At 71.1% G+C, this 17931-nt stretch carries 17 protein-coding genes; 5 read left to right on the top strand and 12 right to left on the bottom strand.

Translation table 11 applies throughout. The features are described from left to right. Positions 1-19 precede the first annotated feature (19 nt). The 4 genes from rpmA to NUH29_RS06295 form a co-directional block, all read right to left on the bottom strand. Complete coding sequence (gene rpmA / locus NUH29_RS06310; protein ID WP_147901231.1) at positions 20-274, bottom strand: 50S ribosomal protein L27; 255 nt, start codon at positions 272-274, stop codon at positions 20-22. Between the two features lie 15 nt (positions 275-289). Further along, positions 290-598, bottom strand: coding sequence for a 50S ribosomal protein L21 (gene rplU, locus NUH29_RS06305; RefSeq protein ID WP_258798180.1), 309 nt, complete (start codon positions 596-598; stop codon positions 290-292). 140 nt (positions 599-738) lie between these two features. After that, positions 739-1233: a hypothetical protein gene (locus NUH29_RS06300; RefSeq protein WP_258798179.1), complete on the bottom strand. Its 495-nt coding sequence runs from the start codon at positions 1231-1233 to the stop codon at positions 739-741. Positions 1234-1397: 164 nt separating this feature from the next. Continuing rightward, on the bottom strand, positions 1398-1805 hold the full coding sequence (locus NUH29_RS06295; protein WP_258798178.1) for a hypothetical protein: 408 nt from the start codon (positions 1803-1805) through the stop codon (positions 1398-1400). 102 nt (positions 1806-1907) lie between these two features. Between NUH29_RS06295 and NUH29_RS06290 the strand changes: the two genes are divergently transcribed. Continuing rightward, positions 1908-2177, top strand: a complete 270-nt coding sequence (locus NUH29_RS06290; RefSeq protein WP_258798177.1) for a DUF4031 domain-containing protein — start codon at positions 1908-1910, stop codon at positions 2175-2177. Here the strand turns inward: NUH29_RS06290 and NUH29_RS06285 are convergent, their stop codons facing one another. Further along, positions 2178-4439, bottom strand: a complete 2262-nt coding sequence (locus NUH29_RS06285; protein WP_258798176.1) for an Rne/Rng family ribonuclease — start codon at positions 4437-4439, stop codon at positions 2178-2180. Between the two features lie 322 nt (positions 4440-4761). Here NUH29_RS06285 and NUH29_RS06280 point away from each other — a divergent pair, with 322 nt between their 5' ends. Then, positions 4762-5430, top strand: a complete 669-nt coding sequence (locus NUH29_RS06280) for a vitamin K epoxide reductase family protein (RefSeq protein ID WP_258798174.1) — start codon at positions 4762-4764, stop codon at positions 5428-5430. A gap of 64 nt (positions 5431-5494) precedes the next feature. Then, positions 5495-6325 (top strand): DsbA family protein, encoded by an 831-nt coding sequence (locus tag NUH29_RS06275; protein ID WP_258798173.1) that lies wholly within the window; start codon positions 5495-5497, stop codon positions 6323-6325. Between the two features lie 6 nt (positions 6326-6331). Here NUH29_RS06275 and NUH29_RS06270 read toward each other — a convergent pair whose 3' ends face one another. The 7 genes from NUH29_RS06270 to NUH29_RS06240 form a co-directional block, all read right to left on the bottom strand. Next, complete coding sequence (locus NUH29_RS06270; protein WP_258798172.1) at positions 6332-7126, bottom strand: tyrosine-protein phosphatase; 795 nt, start codon at positions 7124-7126, stop codon at positions 6332-6334. After that, positions 7126-7551 carry a nucleoside-diphosphate kinase gene (ndk, locus tag NUH29_RS06265; protein ID WP_258798171.1) on the bottom strand — a complete coding sequence of 142 codons (426 nt, stop codon included), beginning with the start codon at positions 7549-7551 and terminating at the stop codon, positions 7126-7128. Before ndk ends, NUH29_RS06270 begins: the two co-directional genes overlap by 1 nt. Then, positions 7548-7952, bottom strand: a complete 405-nt coding sequence (locus NUH29_RS06260; RefSeq protein ID WP_258798170.1) for a DUF4233 domain-containing protein — start codon at positions 7950-7952, stop codon at positions 7548-7550. Before NUH29_RS06260 ends, ndk begins: the two co-directional genes overlap by 4 nt. After that, positions 7952-9343, bottom strand: coding sequence for a bifunctional folylpolyglutamate synthase/dihydrofolate synthase (locus NUH29_RS06255; RefSeq protein WP_258798169.1), 1392 nt, complete (start codon positions 9341-9343; stop codon positions 7952-7954). The genes NUH29_RS06260 and NUH29_RS06255 overlap by 1 nt, the downstream gene beginning before the upstream one ends. An 82-nt stretch (positions 9344-9425) precedes the next feature. Further along, positions 9426-12704, bottom strand: a complete 3279-nt coding sequence (ileS, locus tag NUH29_RS06250; protein ID WP_258798168.1) for an isoleucine--tRNA ligase — start codon at positions 12702-12704, stop codon at positions 9426-9428. Positions 12705-12938: 234 nt separating this feature from the next. Beyond that, positions 12939-13988: a DUF1648 domain-containing protein gene (locus tag NUH29_RS06245; RefSeq protein WP_258798167.1), complete on the bottom strand. Its 1050-nt coding sequence runs from the start codon at positions 13986-13988 to the stop codon at positions 12939-12941. Further along, complete coding sequence (locus NUH29_RS06240; RefSeq protein ID WP_258798166.1) at positions 13985-14338, bottom strand: GntR family transcriptional regulator; 354 nt, start codon at positions 14336-14338, stop codon at positions 13985-13987. The genes NUH29_RS06245 and NUH29_RS06240 overlap by 4 nt, the downstream gene beginning before the upstream one ends. Positions 14339-14440: 102 nt before the next feature. Here NUH29_RS06240 and NUH29_RS06235 point away from each other — a divergent pair, with 102 nt between their 5' ends. Continuing rightward, complete coding sequence (locus NUH29_RS06235; RefSeq protein ID WP_258798165.1) at positions 14441-15178, top strand: hypothetical protein; 738 nt, start codon at positions 14441-14443, stop codon at positions 15176-15178. A 164-nt stretch (positions 15179-15342) separates the two neighbouring features. Then, positions 15343-17931 (top strand): valine--tRNA ligase, encoded by a 2589-nt coding sequence (gene valS, locus NUH29_RS06230; protein ID WP_258798164.1) that lies wholly within the window; start codon positions 15343-15345, stop codon positions 17929-17931.

Raw genomic sequence — 17931 nt, 5'->3', positions numbered from 1 at the left:
AAGCTACGTCGCCGGGCGACTACGCCGGGGTGACGATGTTGACGACCTTGCGGCCGCCCTTGGTGCCGAACTCGACCGAGCCCGCCTCGAGGGCGAACAGGGTGTCGTCGCCACCACGGCCGACGTTCACGCCGGGGTGGAAGTGGGTGCCGCGCTGGCGGACGATGATCTCGCCGGCCTTGACGACCTGACCGCCGAAGCGCTTGACGCCGAGGCGCTGCGCGTTCGAGTCGCGACCGTTGCGGGTGGACGATGCGCCCTTCTTGTGTGCCATGTCTTCAGCCCCTGCTTACTTGATGCCGGTGATCTTGACGCGGGTGAGCTCCGAGCGGTGGCCCTGGCGCTTCTTGTAGCCGGTCTTGTTCTTGAACTTCTGGATGACGATCTTCTTGCCGCGCTCGTGGCCGATGACCTCGGCGGTCACCTTGACCTTCGCGAGGGCCTTCTCGTCGTGCGTGATCGTGTCACCGTCGACGAAGAGAACGGGGGTGAGCTCGACCTTGCCGCCCTGCTCGGCCTTCAGGCGATCGAGCACGACGATCGAGCCCACCTCGACCTTCTCCTGCCGACCACCGGCGCGCACAACTGCGTAAACCACGGGAGTTCCTTACGTATGGATGGAAGTCTGTGCCCCGGAGGGCTCGCGCCCTGAGGACGCACGGCATCGAGATTCGCGCCCTACGGCGCAGACACCAAGGGTCAAGAATAGCCGACGCGGGCCGTTCCCGCAAAAGGCGTTCAGACCCGCGCGCCGCGCCCGATCGCCCACTGCAGGAGCGCCGCGAGCATGACCACCGGGGCCAGGGCCACGACCGAGGTGACGAACCCGCCGAAGGGGGCGTACGGCAGGGCGCCGAGGTCCGAGAACGCGACCCCGTAGCTCACGACCTGGTACACGATCCCCGCCAGCACGGAGGCCAGGCACCCCGCGAACGCGGCGACGAGCGCGCGGGCCAGCACCATCCGGATCCGCTCCCCCGGGCGCGCCGGCCACGCCCACAACACGAGGAACACCCCGAGCGTCTGGGGCAGGATCCCGACGAGCAGTCGGGGCAGCAGCACGCCCGTCGTGAACAGCACATTCTGCGACGAGAACGCCCACGACTCGAGGAACCCGACCACGACTTCGAGTAGGAGCACGCCCGCGACGAGGGCCGCGACGACGAGCGCCCGCCGCGGATCCCGGGCGGCGGTCTCCACGGGTGCCGACGGGGTGGTGGTGGTCTCGGTCATGGCGACTCCCTCGTGCCGATGCGTCCGGCTCCCGAATCAAGGAGTCCGGCAACCCAAGTCAAGGAGTCGGTGTGAGCAGAGTCAACCCGTGGGGCGGATGTCGCCGGAATCCGGACCGCGTTCCTTGATTCGGGTTGCCGGACTCCTTGATTCGGGAGCAGCACTCAGGCGCGGCGACCCGCGGCGAGCACGAGGTGCTGGATCACGAGCACCAGGGCGACGAGCGGCGCGTTCACGACGGCGGTCGAGACGATGCCGAACAGGTTGCCGACGAGCTGCTGCACGAAGTCCTGGAATCCCGACTGCACGAGACGGATGAGGATCCCCAGCAGGAAGGCGAGCACCGCGCCCGCCGTCGAGGCGACGACCGCCCGGATGAGCACCGTGACGAGCCGCTGACCCGGAACGACGGGGAGGATCAGCCAGAGCGAGAGCCAGACGCCGACCGCGAACGGCAGCACGAATCCGAACAGCGACCAGCCGAGCCCGGTGATCGTGTCGGCCGGGTTGCCGCCGTAGAAGAACTGCCACGGCAGCTGCCCGAACAGGATGTTCACGATCTCGATGAGCACGAGCGCGACGGCGACGACACCGGCGGTGATCAGCGCGGGACGGATGGGGCCCTTCGGGGCGACGGCGGGCGACGACGACGCGGCTGCTCCTATGATCGCGACATGGCGGTGCTGATCGACGAGCCTATCTGGCCGAATCACGGCACCGTCTGGGGACACCTGGTCTCCGACACCTCACTCGAGGAGCTGCACGCCTTCGCGCGCCGCGCCGGCATCCCGGAGCGCGGATTCGACCACGACCACTACGACTACCCGCTCGGGCGCCGCGAGCAGCTGCTCGCGCTCGGCGCCGAGGCGGTCACCGGACGCGAGCTGCTGCGCCGTCTGCAGGAGGCGGGGCTGCGGGTGCGTCAGAAGGACAAGCGGCGCTGATCACTCCGCCTGGGTGGGCGAACCCGCCGACGAGGAGGCGCGACGCGAGCGGCGCGAGCGACCCTGACCCGGCTTCTTGGGCTCGGGGAGGGCGTCGAGCACCGAGCCGAGCACGGCATCCGCGTCGGCGACGCGCGGCTTCTCGCCCCGCACCGGCTCGATCGGGATGTCGAGGATCTCGACCGGCGCCTCCGCGACCGCCTCGGCGACCTGCTCGGGGGCGGGCTCCGCGTGCTCGTCGTGGTGCACGGTCTTCGCGGCGATCTTCGCGAGGGCGTTGCGCACGTCGTCGGTGATCTCGTGCGTGCCACCGCCGGCCTTGGGGGCGGATGCCGCTCCCCCGTTGCCGCCGCCGTTGCCGTTCCCGCCGCCGTTGCCGTTGCCGCCGCGACCGCGACGCGAACGGGACGATCCGCCCGAGGGCTGCTCGGCCTGCGGTCCGCGGTGCTTGAACACCGGGTCGTGGTGCACGATGATGCCGCGGCCGGCGCAGACCTCGCAGGTCTCGCTGAACGACTCGACGAGCCCGAGGCCGAGCTTCTTGCGGGTCATCTGCACGAGCCCGAGCGAGGTGACCTCGGCCACCTGGTGCTTGGTGCGGTCGCGCGAGAGGCACTCGACGAGACGGCGCAGCACGAGGTCGCGGTTCGACTCGAGCACCATGTCGATGAAGTCGACCACGATGATGCCGCCGATGTCGCGCAGCCGCAGCTGGCGCACGATCTCCTCCGCGGCCTCCAGGTTGTTCTTGGTGACGGTCTCCTCGAGGTTGCCGCCGGATCCCACGAACTTGCCGGTGTTGACGTCGATGACGGTCATCGCCTCGGTGCGGTCGATGATGAGCGACCCGCCGGACGGCAGCCACACCTTGCGCTCGAGGGCCTTCTCGATCTGCTCGGTGATGCGGTGCTTGTCGAAGCTGTCGACCTCGTCGGAGTAGATCTCGACGCGGTCGAGCAGGTCGGGGGCGACGGCCGTGAGGTACTTCTCGATCGTCGCCTGCGCGTCGTCGCCCGCGATGACGAGCTTCTGGAAGTCCTCGTTGAACACGTCGCGGATGATCTTCACGAGCAGGTCGGGCTCGGAGTGCAGCAGGGCGGGCGCCTGCTGGGTCTCGACGGCGCGCTGGATCTCGGCCCACTGCGAGGTGAGCCGCTGCACGTCGAGGGTCAGCTGCTCCTCGGTGGCGCCCTCGGCGGCGGTGCGCACGATGACGCCCGCGTCGTCCGGCAGCACCTCCTTGAGGATCTTCTTGAGGCGCGCGCGCTCCGTGTCGGGGAGCTTACGGCTGATGCCGTTCATGGAGCCGCCGGGCACGTACACCAGGAAGCGGCCCGGGAGGCTGATCTGGCTGGTCAGGCGGGCGCCCTTGTGGCCCACCGGGTCCTTCGTGACCTGCACGAGCACCCGGTCGCCGGGCTTGAGCGCGAGTTCGATCTTGCGGGCCTGGTTCTTCTCCCGACCGGCCTCCTCGGCGGCGGCCGCGGCGGCCTCCCAGTCGACCTCGCCGGAGTACAGCACGGCGTTGCGGCCGCGACCGATGTCGACGAACGCCGCCTCCATGCTCGGCAGCACGTTCTGCACGCGACCGAGGTAGACGTTGCCGATGAGGCTGGCATCCGCGGCGCGGGCGACGTAGTGCTCCACGAGCACGCCGTCCTCGAGCACGCCGATCTGGATGCGGCCGAACTTCGAGCGCACCACCATCTGCCGGTCGACCGACTCACGACGGGCGAGGAACTCGGCCTCGGTGATGACGGGGCGCCGGCGACCGGCGTCCCGGCCGTCACGGCGACGCTGCTTCTTCGCCTCGAGACGGGTCGAACCCTTCACCTTCTGCGGCTCGGTGATGGGCTCGGGCTGCTTGCGCGGCTGGCGCACCCGCACGGTCGTGCCGGGGGCGTCGTCGCCCTCGCGCGGGGCCTCCCCCGAACGGCGCCGGGTGCGGCGACGCGACGAGCCGGCAGGCGCCTCCTCGTCGGCGACCGCCGGTGCGGCGGCACCCGGAGGCGGGGGCGGGGGCGCCTGGAACAGCAGTGCGAACGGGGAGCCCCCGTCGGCCGCGTCCTCGGCGACGGCCTCGGCAGTCGCCGGCGTCTCCGTGGGGACCTCCGGCTCGGCCTTCGCCTTCTTCGCCCGGCTGCGGGGTGCCCTCTTCGGCTTCTCGGCGGCGGGGGCCTGCTCCGCCTGACCGGTCTGCTCGGCCTGTTCGGTCGGGGGGACCTCCTCGACGGGAGTTCCGGGTGCGTCGTTCTCCACCATCGCTGGTGCACTCCTCGCCCGGGGCGGCCGCGCCGGCCTCCGGGTACTCTCGTGCCTTCCCGTCGGAACGGGATGCAAATCCTTTGTCTGTTCAGCGACCTCGCACAGGCGGTCGGTCGCGCGCCCTGTCACAGCGCCTGCGCTCTCACCGCAGTCGGAACTGGCTATCCGTCTGGATGTCCCTCGACGCGGCGAGAGCATCCGCTGGCCCGGTATGCCCGGTCAAGCTTTGTCGTCAGCCCACGGGGGGCGACTGCGACGATTATCGCACGCCGATGCCGTTCGCGGCATTTCCTCATGCACGGCGTGGCAGGATCGGGCCATGACCGACGTCGCCGCCACCGCCGCCGAACTCGATCCAGAGGACGAATTCGACGACGACATCCTCGATGACGAGGCTCCGGATGCGCCCGCCCGCCGCCCGTGGATCTTCGGCATCTGGCTGATCCTGGCGGGACTGATCGGCGAGTTCGCAGCCTTCGCGCTCACCCTCGAGAAGATCGAGGTGCTGAAGAACCCGGACGCGATCCTCAGCTGCAACGTGAGCGTCTTCGTGCAGTGCGGCAAGAACCTCGAATCGTGGCAGGGCTCGCTGTTCGGCTTCCCCAACCCGATCATCGGGCTCATCTGCTGGATGGCACCCATCGTGGTCGGCGTCTCGGTGCTCGCGGGCGCGAAGTTCCCGCGCTGGTACTGGATCGTCTTCAACGCGGTCGTCGGGCTCGCCGTCGTCTTCGTGATCTGGCTCGCCGCCCAGTCGATCGGCGAGCTGCGCACCCTCTGCCCCTACTGCGTGCTCACGTGGTCGGTCACGTATCCGACGTTCTTCGCGGTGACCTTCCGCAACATGGCCGACGGGGTCTTCGGCGCAGGCGCCCGACGCGCGGGACGCGCCCTGCTGCCGTGGGTGGCGCCCATCACGATCGTCGTGATGCTCGTCATCTTCGTCATCGCCCAGACGCAGTTCCCCGTCATCCAGAGCCTGTTCTGAGCCCCGTAGACTCGTCCCGCACCTTCCCAGCGTCCTCCGATCCCGACCGTTCAGGATTCCACCCGTGACCAACGCGCCCAGGCCCACCAAGAACCAGCGCCGTGAGGAGGCCCGCGAGGCCGCCCGCGTCGCCCGCGAGAAGCAGCAGCAGCGACAGAAGCTGCTCAAGTGGCTCATCCCGACGATCGCCTCGGTCGCGATCATCGCGATCGTCGCCGGAGTCGTCTGGGCCGTCATCGCCCTCCAGCCGCCGCCCAAGAAGGAGGCCGGCCCCGAGAACATGATCAGCGACGGCATCCTGTTCGAATCGGACGGCGACGACGGCGTGCAGTACGTACCGACGAAGGCCATCGCGAAGGGCGCCGACCCGGTGGCGACCACCCCGCGCGACGGGCTGCTCAACATCGTCACCTACGTCGACTTCACCTGCCCGATCTGCCAGCAGTTCGAGCAGGCGTACTCCGACAGCATCCAGCAGCTCGTCGCCTCCGGAAGCGCGACCCTCGAGGTGCACCCGGTCGCGATCCTCGACCACGCCTTCACGGGCCGCGAGGTGGCGACGCGCGCCAACAACGTCGGCGCCTGCGTGGCGAACTACGCGCCCGAGCAGTTCCTCGACGTCATGAGCGCCATGTACGCGAACCAGGCCGACGAAGGCGGGGTGGGCCTCAGCAACGCCGACCTCGTCGACATCGTGACGGGTGCCGGCGTCGACGACCAGGACGTCGTCGACTGCATCAACGGCGAGAGCTTCACGCCGTGGGTGACCTCGGCGACGGCGCGCTCCGGCATCTCGGGCACCCCGACGGTCGTCATCAACGGCACCAAGTGGGACAACTCGAACCAGAGCTTCGACGACTTCGTCAACGCGGAGATCGCCAAGCTGCAGGGCTGAGGTCCCTCAGACGAGCAGGCGGTCGCGCAGCTGCCGCTGCTCGGCGTCGGTGATGCCGAGACCCTCGGCGAAGTAGCGCTCGATCGTGTCGAACGCCGCACGCACCGCGACGAACGACTCGTCGAGGTACGCGCGGTCGACGCCGAGCACGGGGGCGAGCTGCTCGCGGGGGACGCCGTGGGCGGCGAACCGCTCGAACAGCGGCTCGAGCACCGGCAGCAGCTGCTCGTTGGTGAGCAGGTACTCGCGGTAGACGTCGTCCTCCGACACTCCGAGCAGCGTCAGCAGCGCGGCCGTCGCCCACCCGGTGCGGTCCTTGCCGGTCGTGCAGTGGTAGAGCACGGGGAGGTCCGCGTCGTCGAGCAGCAGCCGGTAGAACGACGCGAGACCCGAGCGCGCACTCGGCAGGGTGATGAACTCGCGGTACGCGGCGCGCATCGCCTCGGCCGCTCCCCCACCCGTGAGGAAGGTCGCCGCACGCGCCGGGTCGCGGAAGAACGCCTGCATCTGGGCGGGCACCGCGATCTGCGAGTCGGCGAGCACGTCCTCGACGAGCTCACGCACCCCGGCGGGCGGGCGGTCCGGCTGGTTCGTGCGCTCGGTGGCGGTGCGGAAGTCGACGACGCAGCGGATGCCGAGGGCGGCCACGGCATCCGCATCCGCCCCGGCGAGGCGGTCGAGCGCCGTCGAGCGGTAGAGCACGCCGGTGCGCACCCGTCGCCCGTCGACGGTCGGCCAGCCGCCCGCGTCGCGGAGGTTGGGCAGGGTCGCGAGCGCGATCGGGGCGCCCGGCTCTCCCATCAGCCGACCGGGAACCAGAGCGCCAGCTCGCGCGCCGCCGACTCCGGCGAGTCGGAGCCGTGCACCAGGTTCTGCTGCACCTTGAGGCCCCAGTCGCGGCCGAGGTCGCCGCGGATCGTGCCGGGCGCCGCGCTCGTGGGGTCGGTGGTGCCGGCGAGCGAGCGGAATCCCTCGATCACCCGGTTGCCCGCGACGCGCATCGCGACGACCGGACCGGACTGCATGAACTCGACGAGGGGCTCGTAGAACGGCTTGCCCTCGTGCTCCTCGTAGTGGGCGGCCAGCAGCTCGCGATCCGCCTGCAGCAGGCGGATGTCGACGAGCTGGTAGCCCTTCGCCTCGATGCGGCGCAGGATCTCGCCGGTGAGGTTGCGGGCCACGCCGTCGGGCTTGACGATCACGAGGGTCTCTTCGACGTCGGTCATGGGGCGTCTCCTTCTTCCGGGGCGGGGGTTGCGGCGGTCTGGCCCGCGAGCCAGGCGGCCTTGGCGGTGTCGATCTGGTGTCCGCGCACGAGGCAGTACGCCCACAGGGCCACGAACAGCGCACCGACGAGGAACATGCCGGGCTCGATGAACCCGGAGGCGATGAGGGCGAGCTGCAGCACCGCGCCGAACGCGATGCCCCAGCGCCAACGCTGCACCCCCGCGGCGGCGACCAGCAGCAGGATGAAGATCCCCCCGTAGACGAACGCGAGCCAGTCGGGGTCGAGGCGGTCGAGGCCGAAGATCACGAGCGAGGCGAAGAACATCATGGCCGCCTCGAGCCCGAGCGTGATCGACAGCAGCGTCTCGGTGAGCGAGCGCTCGCGCCGGATGCGGGCCACTACTTCCAGCCCTCCGCCTCGGCGAGCGCGATGACCTCGCCGACGAGGGTGATGGAGCCGGCGACGACGACGGCACGCCGCGGCGACTGGGCCGCCCACTCGCGGGCCGCCTCGACCGCGTCGGCGACGTCGTCGTGCAGACGCACCGCATCCGGTTCGACGTCCTCACGGACGAGCTCGACGAGCTCCTCGGCGGGCAGCGCGCGGTCGGACTGCGGCCGGGTCACGTCGACACGGCTCGCGACGACCGCGAGCTCGCGCACGATCCCGTGGGCGTCCTTGTCGGCGAGCACGCCGAGCACGATCGCGAACTCGTCGAAGTCGAAGTACTCGCGCAGGGCGGTCGCGAGGGCTGCCGCGCCGTGCGGGTTGTGCGCGGCGTCGACGAGCACCGTGGGCTCGACGCCGACCAGCTGCAGGCGACCGGGCGAGGTGGCGCGTCCGAGGCCCTCGGCCACGACATCCGGATCGAGGGCGAGCGTGCCGTCGCCGAGGAACGACTCGACCGCGGCCACCGCGATCGTCGCGTTCTGCGCCTGGTGGTCGCCGTAGAGCGGCAGGAACACGTCGCGGTAGCGCCCGGCGCGGCCCCGGATGTCGACGACCTGCCCGCCGACCGCGACCGTCGTCGACTCGAGCGCGAAGTCGGCGCGCTCGATGGCGACCGTCGCCTCGTCCTGCAGCGCCGCGGAGCGCAGCTCGTCGAGCGCCTCGATGGGCTGGATCGCGGTGACGACCGAGGAGGCGGGCTTGATGATGCCGGCCTTGGTGCGGGCGATCTCGGCGACCGTCGAGCCGAGCCGTTGCGTGTGGTCGAGGGCGATGGGGGTGAACACGGCGACCTGGCCGTCGGCGACGTTCGTCGAGTCCCACTCGCCGCCCATGCCCACCTCGAGCACGACGACGTCGACGGGGGCGTCGGCGAAGCTCGCGAAGGCGAGCACGGTGAGGGCCTCGAAGAAGGTCAGCGTCTCCTCGCCGTCGGCGGCGAGCTCGGCGTCGACCATGAGCAGGTAGGGGCGGACGTCGTCCCAGTTGCGCGCGAACGCCTCGTCGCTGATGGGCTCGCCGTCGATCATGATGCGCTCGGTCACCCGCACGAGGTGCGGACTCGTGAGGAGGCCCGTGCGCAGCCCGGTGGCGCGCAGCAGCGACTCGATCATGCGACTGGTCGAGGTCTTGCCGTTGGTTCCGGTGATGTGCACGACGGGGGCGGCCCGGTGCACGTCGCCGAGCAGCTCGACGGCTCGGCGGGTGGGCTCGAGCCGCGGTCGCGGCGCCCCCTCGCCGACCCGGCCCAGCAGTTCGGCGTACGCCGCATCCGCCGCCGCCCGGTGCTCGGCGGCCTCGGCCTCGTCGTAGGCGCTCTGCGCGTCGTCGTCTGCGCTCATGCGAGCTCCCTCCCCGTCCAGTCTCCCAAATCACGGAGCCCTGCAACCCGAATCAAGGAATCCGTGTGACGGATGGAGGCCGTCATGCGCGGGCCAGCCGGAACGCGCTGTCGCCGGACTCGGGGTCGGACTCGTGGTCGGCCCACTCGCCCGCCGAGACCGCCTCGACGGCCCGCACCTCGAACGAGGTCGCGAGCACGGCGTCCGCGACGAGCGCGCGGTGGGACTCCAGCGCCGCGGCTGCGGATGCGGACGCCTCCACCTCGAGCGCGATGCGGTCGGTCACCTCGAGCCCCGCGTCGCGGCGGGCCTGCTGCACGCGGCGGATGAAGTCGCGCACGAAGCCCTCGGCGGCGAGCTCCGGGGTGACCGCGGTGTCGAGCACCACGAAACCGCCGGTCGGCAGGAACGCGATCGCGCTCGACGCGTCGGCGACGGTGAGCTCCAGCTCGTACTCCCCCGTCACGAGCTCGACGCCACCCGCGACGACCGTGTCGCCGTCGACCGACCAGTCGCCCGACTTCGCGGCCTGGATGACCCGCTGCACGTCCTTGCCGATGCGCGGCCCGAGGGCGCGCGCGTTGACCGACAGGCGCCTCGTGATGCCGAAGTCGGCGAGGCTCGACTCGACGAGCGGCACCAGGGCGAGCGACTTCACGTTCAGCTCGTCGCGCAGGATGTCGGCGTAGCCGGCGAGCGCGTCGGCGTCCGCCCCGACCACGGTGAGCGCCGCGAGCGGCAGCCGCACCCGCAGCTTCTGCGCCTTGCGGAGCGCCAGACCCGACGACGCGATCTCGCGCACGCGGTCCATCGACCGCACGAGCTCGGCGTCGAGCGGGAACTCGGATGCGTCCGGCCAGTCCTCCAGGTGCACACTGCGCCCGCCGGTGAGACCGCGCCAGATCTCCTCCGCCACGAGCGGCAGCAACGGGGCCGCGAGCCGGGTGAACGTCTCGAGCACCGTGTACAGGGTGTCGAACGCGCCCGGGTCGTCGCCCGCCCAGAAGCGGTCGCGGCTGCGCCGCACGTACCAGTTGGTGAGCACCTCGGCGAACTCGCGCAGCGCCGCGCTCGCGAGCGGGGTGTCGAAGTCGTCGAGCCGCTCGGTCACCTCGCGGACCACGTCACCCATCTTGGCGAGCAGGTAGCGGTCGAGCGGATGCGCGGAGTCGGTTCGGCGGGTGGCGGTGTAGCCGCCTTCGCTCGCGTTCGCATAGAGGGTGAAGAAGTAGTAGCTCGACCAGAGCGGCAGCATGACCTCGCGCACGCCCTGGCGGATGCCCTCCTCGGTGACGATGAGGTTGCCGCCGCGGATGACGGAACCCGACAGCAGGAACCAGCGCATCGCATCCGCGCCATCCCGGTCGAAGACCTCGGAGACGTCGGGGTAGTTGCGCAGCGACTTCGACATCTTCTGACCGTCGGAGCCGAGCACGATGCCGTGGCTCAGCACGTTCTTGTAGGCCGGGCGGTCGAAGAGCGCCGTCGCGAGCACGTGCATCACGTAGAACCAGCCGCGGGTCTGCCCGATGTACTCGACGATGAAGTCGGAGGGGTTGTGCCCCTCCTCCCCGTCGGCGCCGTCGAACCACTCGCGGTTCTCGAACGGGTAGTGCACCTGCGCGAACGGCATCGAGCCCGAGTCGAACCACACGTCGAGCACGTCCTCGATGCGGCGCATCGTGCTGCGGCCGGTCGGGTCGTCGGGGTTCGGGCGGGTCAGCTCGTCGATGTAGGGCCGGTGCAGGTTCGGCTCGCCGTTCTCGTCCAGCGGCAGGCGCCCGAAGTCGCGCTCGAGCTCCTCGAGCGATCCGTAGACGTCGACCCGCGGGTACTCGGGGTCGTCCGACTTCCACACCGGGATCGGGCTCCCCCAGTAGCGGTTGCGGCTGATCGACCAGTCGCGGGCGTTCGCGAGCCACTTGCCGAACTGGCCGTCCTTGACGTTCTCGGGCACCCAGTTGATCTGCTGGTTGAGCTCGAGCATCCGCTCCTTGATCTCCGGCACCCGCACGAACCAGCTCGACACGGCCTTGTAGATGAGGGGCTTCCGGCAGCGCCAGCAGTGCGGGTAGCTGTGCTCGTAGCTCTTCAGCTGCAGCAGGCGCTTCTCGGCCCGCAGCTTCTGGATGAGGGGCTTGTTCGCCTCGTCCCAGCGGAGCCCCGCGACATCCGTCACGGCGGGCAGGAACCGGCCGCCGTCGTCGAGCGAGAGCACGACCGGGATGCCGGCCGCCGCGGTGGTCAGCTGGTCGTCCTCGCCGTAGGCAGGCGCCTGGTGCACGATGCCGGTACCCTCGCCCGTGGCGACGTAGTCGGCAACCAGGATCGTGAACGCCGCCGGACCGTACTGGTCGACGTAGTAGTCCCACAGTCGGTCGTACTGCACCCCGCCGAGCTCGGCGCCCGCGACGGTGCGCTCGACGGCGGCGACCGCGGATGCGGCATCCGGGTAGCCGAGGTCCTTCGCGTAGGCGGCCACGGTGTCGGCGGCGAGCAGGAAGCGCGCCGCGTCGCCCTCGAGACCGTTGGCGGCGCCCGCCGGGCCCGCGGGCACGACGGCGTAGGCGATCTCCGGACCCACGGCGAGCGCGGCGTTGGTCGGCAGCGTCCAGGGGGTGGTCGTCCAGGCGAGCGCGGCCACCGCGGTGAGGCCGAGCGCCTCCGCCTTCTCGCCGACGAGCGGGAAGGTCACCGTGACCGACTGGTCCTGACGCATCTGGTAGACGTCGTCGTCCATGCGCAGCTCGTGGTTCGAGAGCGGGGTCTCGTCGTTCCAGCAGTACGGCAGCACGCGGAAGCCCTCGTAGGCGAGGCCCTTCGCGTGCAGCTGCGAGAAGGCCCACAGCACCGACTCCATGAACGTCACGTCGAGCGTCTTGTAGTCGTTCTCGAAGTCCACCCAGCGCGCCTGGCGCGTGACGTAGTCCTGCCACTCCTGCGTGTAGTGCAGCACCGACTCGCGCGCCTTCGCGTTGAACGCGCCGATGCCCATCTGCTCGATCTCGTCCTTCGTGGTGATGCCGAGCTGGCGCATCGCCTCGAGCTCGGCCGGGAGCCCGTGGGTGTCCCAGCCGAAGCGGCGGTGCACCTGCTTGCCGCGCATGGTCTGGTAGCGCGGGAAGACGTCCTTCGCGTAGCCGGTGAGCAGGTGGCCGTAGTGCGGCAGGCCGTTGGCGAACGGCGGGCCGTCGTAGAAGACCCACTCGGGGGCCCCCTCGTGCTCGGCGATCGACGCCTCGAAGGTGCCGTCGTGCTTCCAGTAGGCGAGGATGTCGCGCTCGATGGCCGGGAAACGCGGGGACGCGGGAACGCCCTCGGCGGGGGTGTCACCTGCGGCGGCGTGTCGGGGGTAGCTCATCTGGTCCGTCCGTGCTGTGCGTTCTGGGCTGCTCTGCACGAGGACGACGGATGCCGCGGTACCACCTCGCTTGCCGACTCCGCCTCTCACGAGACCGGGGTCGACCGCTCGTTCACGCGATGACGGGCGCACCCGCTCGGTTCTACTCGCCCCTCGCGGGGCTTTCTTCCGAGGACTCCCCGGTGATGGCCGGATCGAGGTCTGTGCTGGGATTCTATCCCGCTTCCGCGAGCGCTACCGGTCTCGGCGAGCGCTACCGGTCTGCGGGCCGCGCTCGCCGGTTTCGGTAGCGCTCGAGGACGAGGTGGCGAGCAGGCCCGCTCCCGTCGCGGCGTCGTCGACGGTCACGGTGAAGCGGCGGCCGTCGCGACGGGTGACCCGGATGGCGGGGCCGCTGCGCGTGACCACCCCGAAGCTGCGTCCCGGCGCCCAGCGCCACCCCCAGCCGCCGAACTCGGCGAGCGGCTCGACGTGCTCCGTCGCCACCTCCGCGATGTCGCCCGCGGCGATCACGACCCGCGGCCAGCCGAGCGGGAGGGACCGCACCGCGAGGCCGGACGCGTCCACCCGCACCCGCCAGGCGACGCCGATGCAGACGAGCACGAGCAGCAGCAGCGGCACGAAGAGCACCGGCCACAGGGCCCCGTCCGTCGCGACGGCGGCGAACACCGACGCCGCGAGCGCCACGCCGACGGCCACGAGGATGATGGCGACCGCCCCCGAGGAGACGCGCGTCGTGGCGATCCAGACGCCGCGCTCCCCCGGCGCGAGGGCGATCGGGCGGGCGGGCACCGCATCCGCGTCCGGACGCACCGCCGGCGGCAGGGCGAACCACGCGGCGATCCCGGCGAGCACCGCGGCGCCGAGGCCGATCGCGACCCACGGCCCGAGGTCGGGCGCGGCGGAGGCGTCGGCGACGCCGCGCTGCAGACCGACGGAGGCGGTCACGAGCACGCCCGTGAAGAGGGCCTCGCCGAGCGAGACGACAGCCAGCAGCTTGTGCGTCGCGGTCGGTCCGGCGCCCCGCGCGAGCCCCAGGATGAGGGCGAAGAGCCCGGTGAGGCCGAGCGCCAGCCCGCCGGTGAGGGCGATCGACGCCCAGGCGGGCGCGAAGCCGTCCGGTGCGCCGTCGGGACCCCAGTGGATGGCGATCGGATCGGGCAGCTCGGGCAGCCAGGCCAGTTGGAGCGCGACGGCGACCGCCGCGACGATGAGCGGCAGCGCGACCGTCACCACCCAGACGGAGAGCGGCAGGCGGGTGCGCGGAGAACGGGTGTCGGTCATGCGGGGTACTCCTCGCGGATCAGGGAGATGAGGGTCTGGGCGCCGACGCCTTCGTTCCGCGCCTCGGCGACCAGTGCGCGTACGGCCTCGAGGATCGGCGCCCCGCGGCTCGCGGCCTCCGTGACGACCGCGCCGCGGCCGCGCCGCAGGTCGACGAGCCCTTCGTCGCGCAGGTCCTGGTACGCGCGCAGCACCGTGTGGATGTTGATGTCGAGCGCGTCGGCGAGCTCTCGGGCGGCGGGCAGCCTCTCGCCCGGGCGCAGCGCCCCGCGGGCGGCCGCCGCGCGCACCGATGCGGCGATCTGGTCGTAGATCGCCACCCCGGATCCCGGGTCGACACGGATGAGCACCCCGCCATCCTATTGTTCTAGTTTCACTATTACAACTGATGATGACTCCGGCGACCCACGGCCGTAGGCTCGGAGCATCCTTCGAGAGCCGCGGAGCCGACCATGAGCGACGACACCCCCACGCAGCGCTACCCCGAGGGCTTCCCGCCGCCGGGCAGCACCCCTCCCCCGCAGGCCGGTCCGCCCGCCGGAACGCCGCCCGCCGGAACGCCTGCCGCCGACGCTCCCACCGAGCGCTTCGCCGCGGCGACCGACACCACGGCCGCGGGAGGCACCGTCCCGCCCGCCGGCACCGTTCCTCCCGCACCGCCCGCGGCATCCGGAGGCGGGCGCGACCAGAAGCCGCTCATCATCACGCTCGCGGTCATCGCGGGTGTGCTGCTGCTCGCGCTCATCGGCGTGCTCATCTGGCTCGCCGTCGCGTCCGGGTCGCCGAACCCGACGCCGACCGACACCGGGAGCCCGACTCCGACGCCCACCGCATCGGAGACGCCCACGCCCACGCCGACACCCACGCCGACCGAGACGACCGCTCCTCCCCCGCCTCCGGCCGACGCGATCACGAGCTACACGGCCTCGACCACCCAGGTGGACTGCACGGGGCAGGGCGGCGGCGCGGTCACCGTCGAGTTCAGCTGGGCGGCCAGCGGCGAGACGCTGTGGTTCGGGGTCGGCACCGACGACGCACGCGCCGACCCGTACGGCGAGTTCCCGCTCAACTACACGATGGACTTCGACTACCAGTGCGGCCAGCCCGACCTGCAGCAGCGCTACACGATCACGGTGCTGCTCGCCGACGGCTCGACCCAGTCCGAGACCGTCGTGATCCGCGAGACCTGACCTCGATCCGCACAGACATGTCTCCGGCTCGATGGACACCGGCGCGCGGGTGTCCACGAGGGCGCAGACATGTCTATGCCCACATCGACCGGTAGAATCGGGGCACCCCACACTCAGGCACCCCTGGACGCGGTGCCGCATATATCGAACCGGAGCACCCCGCGATGAACGACGCCATCACCCCCGCCATCCCCGAACGACCGGCGCTCGAAGGGCTCGAAGCCCGCTTCCGCGAGGTGTGGGAGCGCGAGGGCACCTTCCGGTTCGATCGGGATGCGGCCCTCGCCGCCGGCAAGGACGCGGTGTTCAGCGTCGACACCCCGCCGCCCACGGCCTCCGGCAGCCTGCACATCGGCCACGTGTTCAGCTACACCCACATGGACCTGATGGCCCGCTATCAGCGGATGCGCGGCAAGCACCTGTTCTTCCCGATGGGCTGGGACGACAACGGCCTGCCCACCGAGCGCCGCGTGCAGAACTACTACGGCGTGCGCTGCGACCCCACCCTCCCCTACGTGCCCGGCTACGTGCCGCCGCTCCAGGGCGGCGAGGGCTCGAGCGGCAAGGCCGCCGACCAGCAGCCGATCTCGCGCCGCAACTTCGTGGAGCTCTGCGAGAAGCTCACCGCCGAAGACGAGGTGCAGTTCGAGGAGCTGTGGCGCACGCTCGGCCTGTCGGTGGACTGGTCGCTCACCTACCGCACGATCGGCGACGAGGCGCAGCGCGCCGCACAGCGCGCGTTCCTGCGGAACCTGGCCCGCGGCGAGGCCTACCAGGCGGATGCGCCGACCCTGTGGGACGTGACCTTCCGCACCGCGGTCGCCCAGGCCGAGCTCGAGGACAAGGACCAGCCGGCGGCCTACCACCGCGTGTCGTTCCACCGCCCGGACGGCGGCACCATCGAGATCGAGACCACCCGCCCCGAGCTGCTGCCCGCCTGCGTGGCGCTCGTGGCGCATCCCGACGACGAGCGCTACCAGGCGCTGTTCGGCACGACCGTCACGACCCCGATCTTCGGGGTCGAGGTGCCCGTCGTGGCGCACCACCTCGCCCAGCAGGACAAGGGCTCCGGCATCGCCATGATCTGCACCTTCGGCGACGTGACCGACGTGGTGTGGTGGCGCGAGCTCGACCTGCCGAACCGCGCGATCATCGGCTTCGACGGCCGCCTGCTGCCCGAGGCACCCGCGGAGCCCCTCTTCACGGATGCCGGCCGCGCCGCCTACGCCGAGCTCGCGGGCAAGACCGTGTTCAGCGCCAAGGCGCGCATCGTCGAGCTGCTCGCCGAGTCGGGCGACCTCATCGGCGAGCCGCGCAAGATCACGCATCCGGTGAAGTTCTTCGAGAAGGGCGACAAGCCGCTCGAGATCGTCTCGACCCGGCAGTGGTACATCGCCAACGGCGCCCGCGACGAGAAGCTGCGCGAGGAGCTGCTCGCGGCCGGGAAGGAGCTGCGCTTCCACCCCGACTTCATGCGGGTGCGCTACGAGAACTGGGTCGGCGGCCTCACGGGCGACTGGCTCATCTCGCGCCAGCGCTTCTTCGGCGTGCCGATCCCCGTGTGGTACCCGCTCGACGAGCACGGCGAGGTGCAGCGCGAGCGGCCCATCGTGCCCGACGAGGCGTCGCTGCCGATCGACCCGTCCTCCGACACCGCGCCCGGCTACGACGAGGCCCAGCGCGGGGCGCCCGGCGGCTTCGTGGGCGAGCTCGACATCATGGACACCTGGGCCACCTCGAGCCTCACCCCGCAGATCGCGGGCGGCTGGGTCGACGACCCGGAGCTGTTCGAGCTGGTGTTCCCGTACGCGCTGCGCTCGCAGGGCCAGGACATCATCCGCACCTGGCTGTTCTCGACCATGCTGCGCGCCCGGCTCGAGCACGGGGCGACGCCCTGGGCGCACGCCGGCATCTCGGGCTTCATCGTCGACCCCGACCGCAAGAAGATGTCGAAGTCGAAGGGCAACGTGGTCACCCCGCAGAGCATGCTCGACGAGCACGGCTCGGACGCGGTGCGGTACTGGGCGGCGTCGTCGAAGCTCGGCACGGATGCGGCCTTCGACCCGCAGAACCCGAAGACCATCAAGATCGGCCGCCGGCTCGCGATCAAGGTGCTCAACGCGGCCAAGTTCGTCTACTCCTTCCCCTACCCCGACGGCGCCGCCGTCTCGGAACCGCTCGACGCCGACATGCTCGCCGAGCTCGCGCGGGTCGTCGACGAGGCGACCCGGGCGTACGAGTCCTTCGACCACGCGCGGGCCCTCGAGGTGACCGAGCAGTTCTTCTGGACCTTCTGCGACGACTACCTCGAGCTCGTGAAGGAGCGCGCCTACACGGGAGAGGGCGCCGGTCAGGCCTCCGCCGTGGCGGCGTTGCGCGCGGCGATCAACGTGATGCTGCGCCTGCTCGCCCCCGTGCTGCCGTTCGCGACCGAGGAGGTGTGGCGCTGGACCCACGCGGGCTCCGTGCACACGGCGAGCTGGCCGACGGTGCTCGAGCTCGGCGCGGACGACGCACCGCGCGGCCTGCTCACCGCGACGAGTGCGGCGCTCATCGGCATCCGCCGCGCCAAGACGGATGCGAAGGCCTCGCAGAAGACGCCCGTCACCTCGGCGACGCTCGCCGGTCCGGCGATCCTCGCGGAGGCGGCCGACGACCTGCGCGCCGTCGGCCGCATCGAGCGTCTCGACCTGGTGGCGGCGGACGAGGTCGCGGTGAGCGACGTCGTGCTCGCCGAGGTCGCGGAGGTCTGA

Origin of the sequence: Protaetiibacter mangrovi (assembly GCF_024752305.1) — a bacterium.
Classification (GTDB): Bacteria; Actinomycetota; Actinomycetes; order Actinomycetales; family Microbacteriaceae; genus Homoserinibacter; species Homoserinibacter mangrovi.
This window is presented reverse-complemented; position numbering and strand designations above follow the sequence as displayed.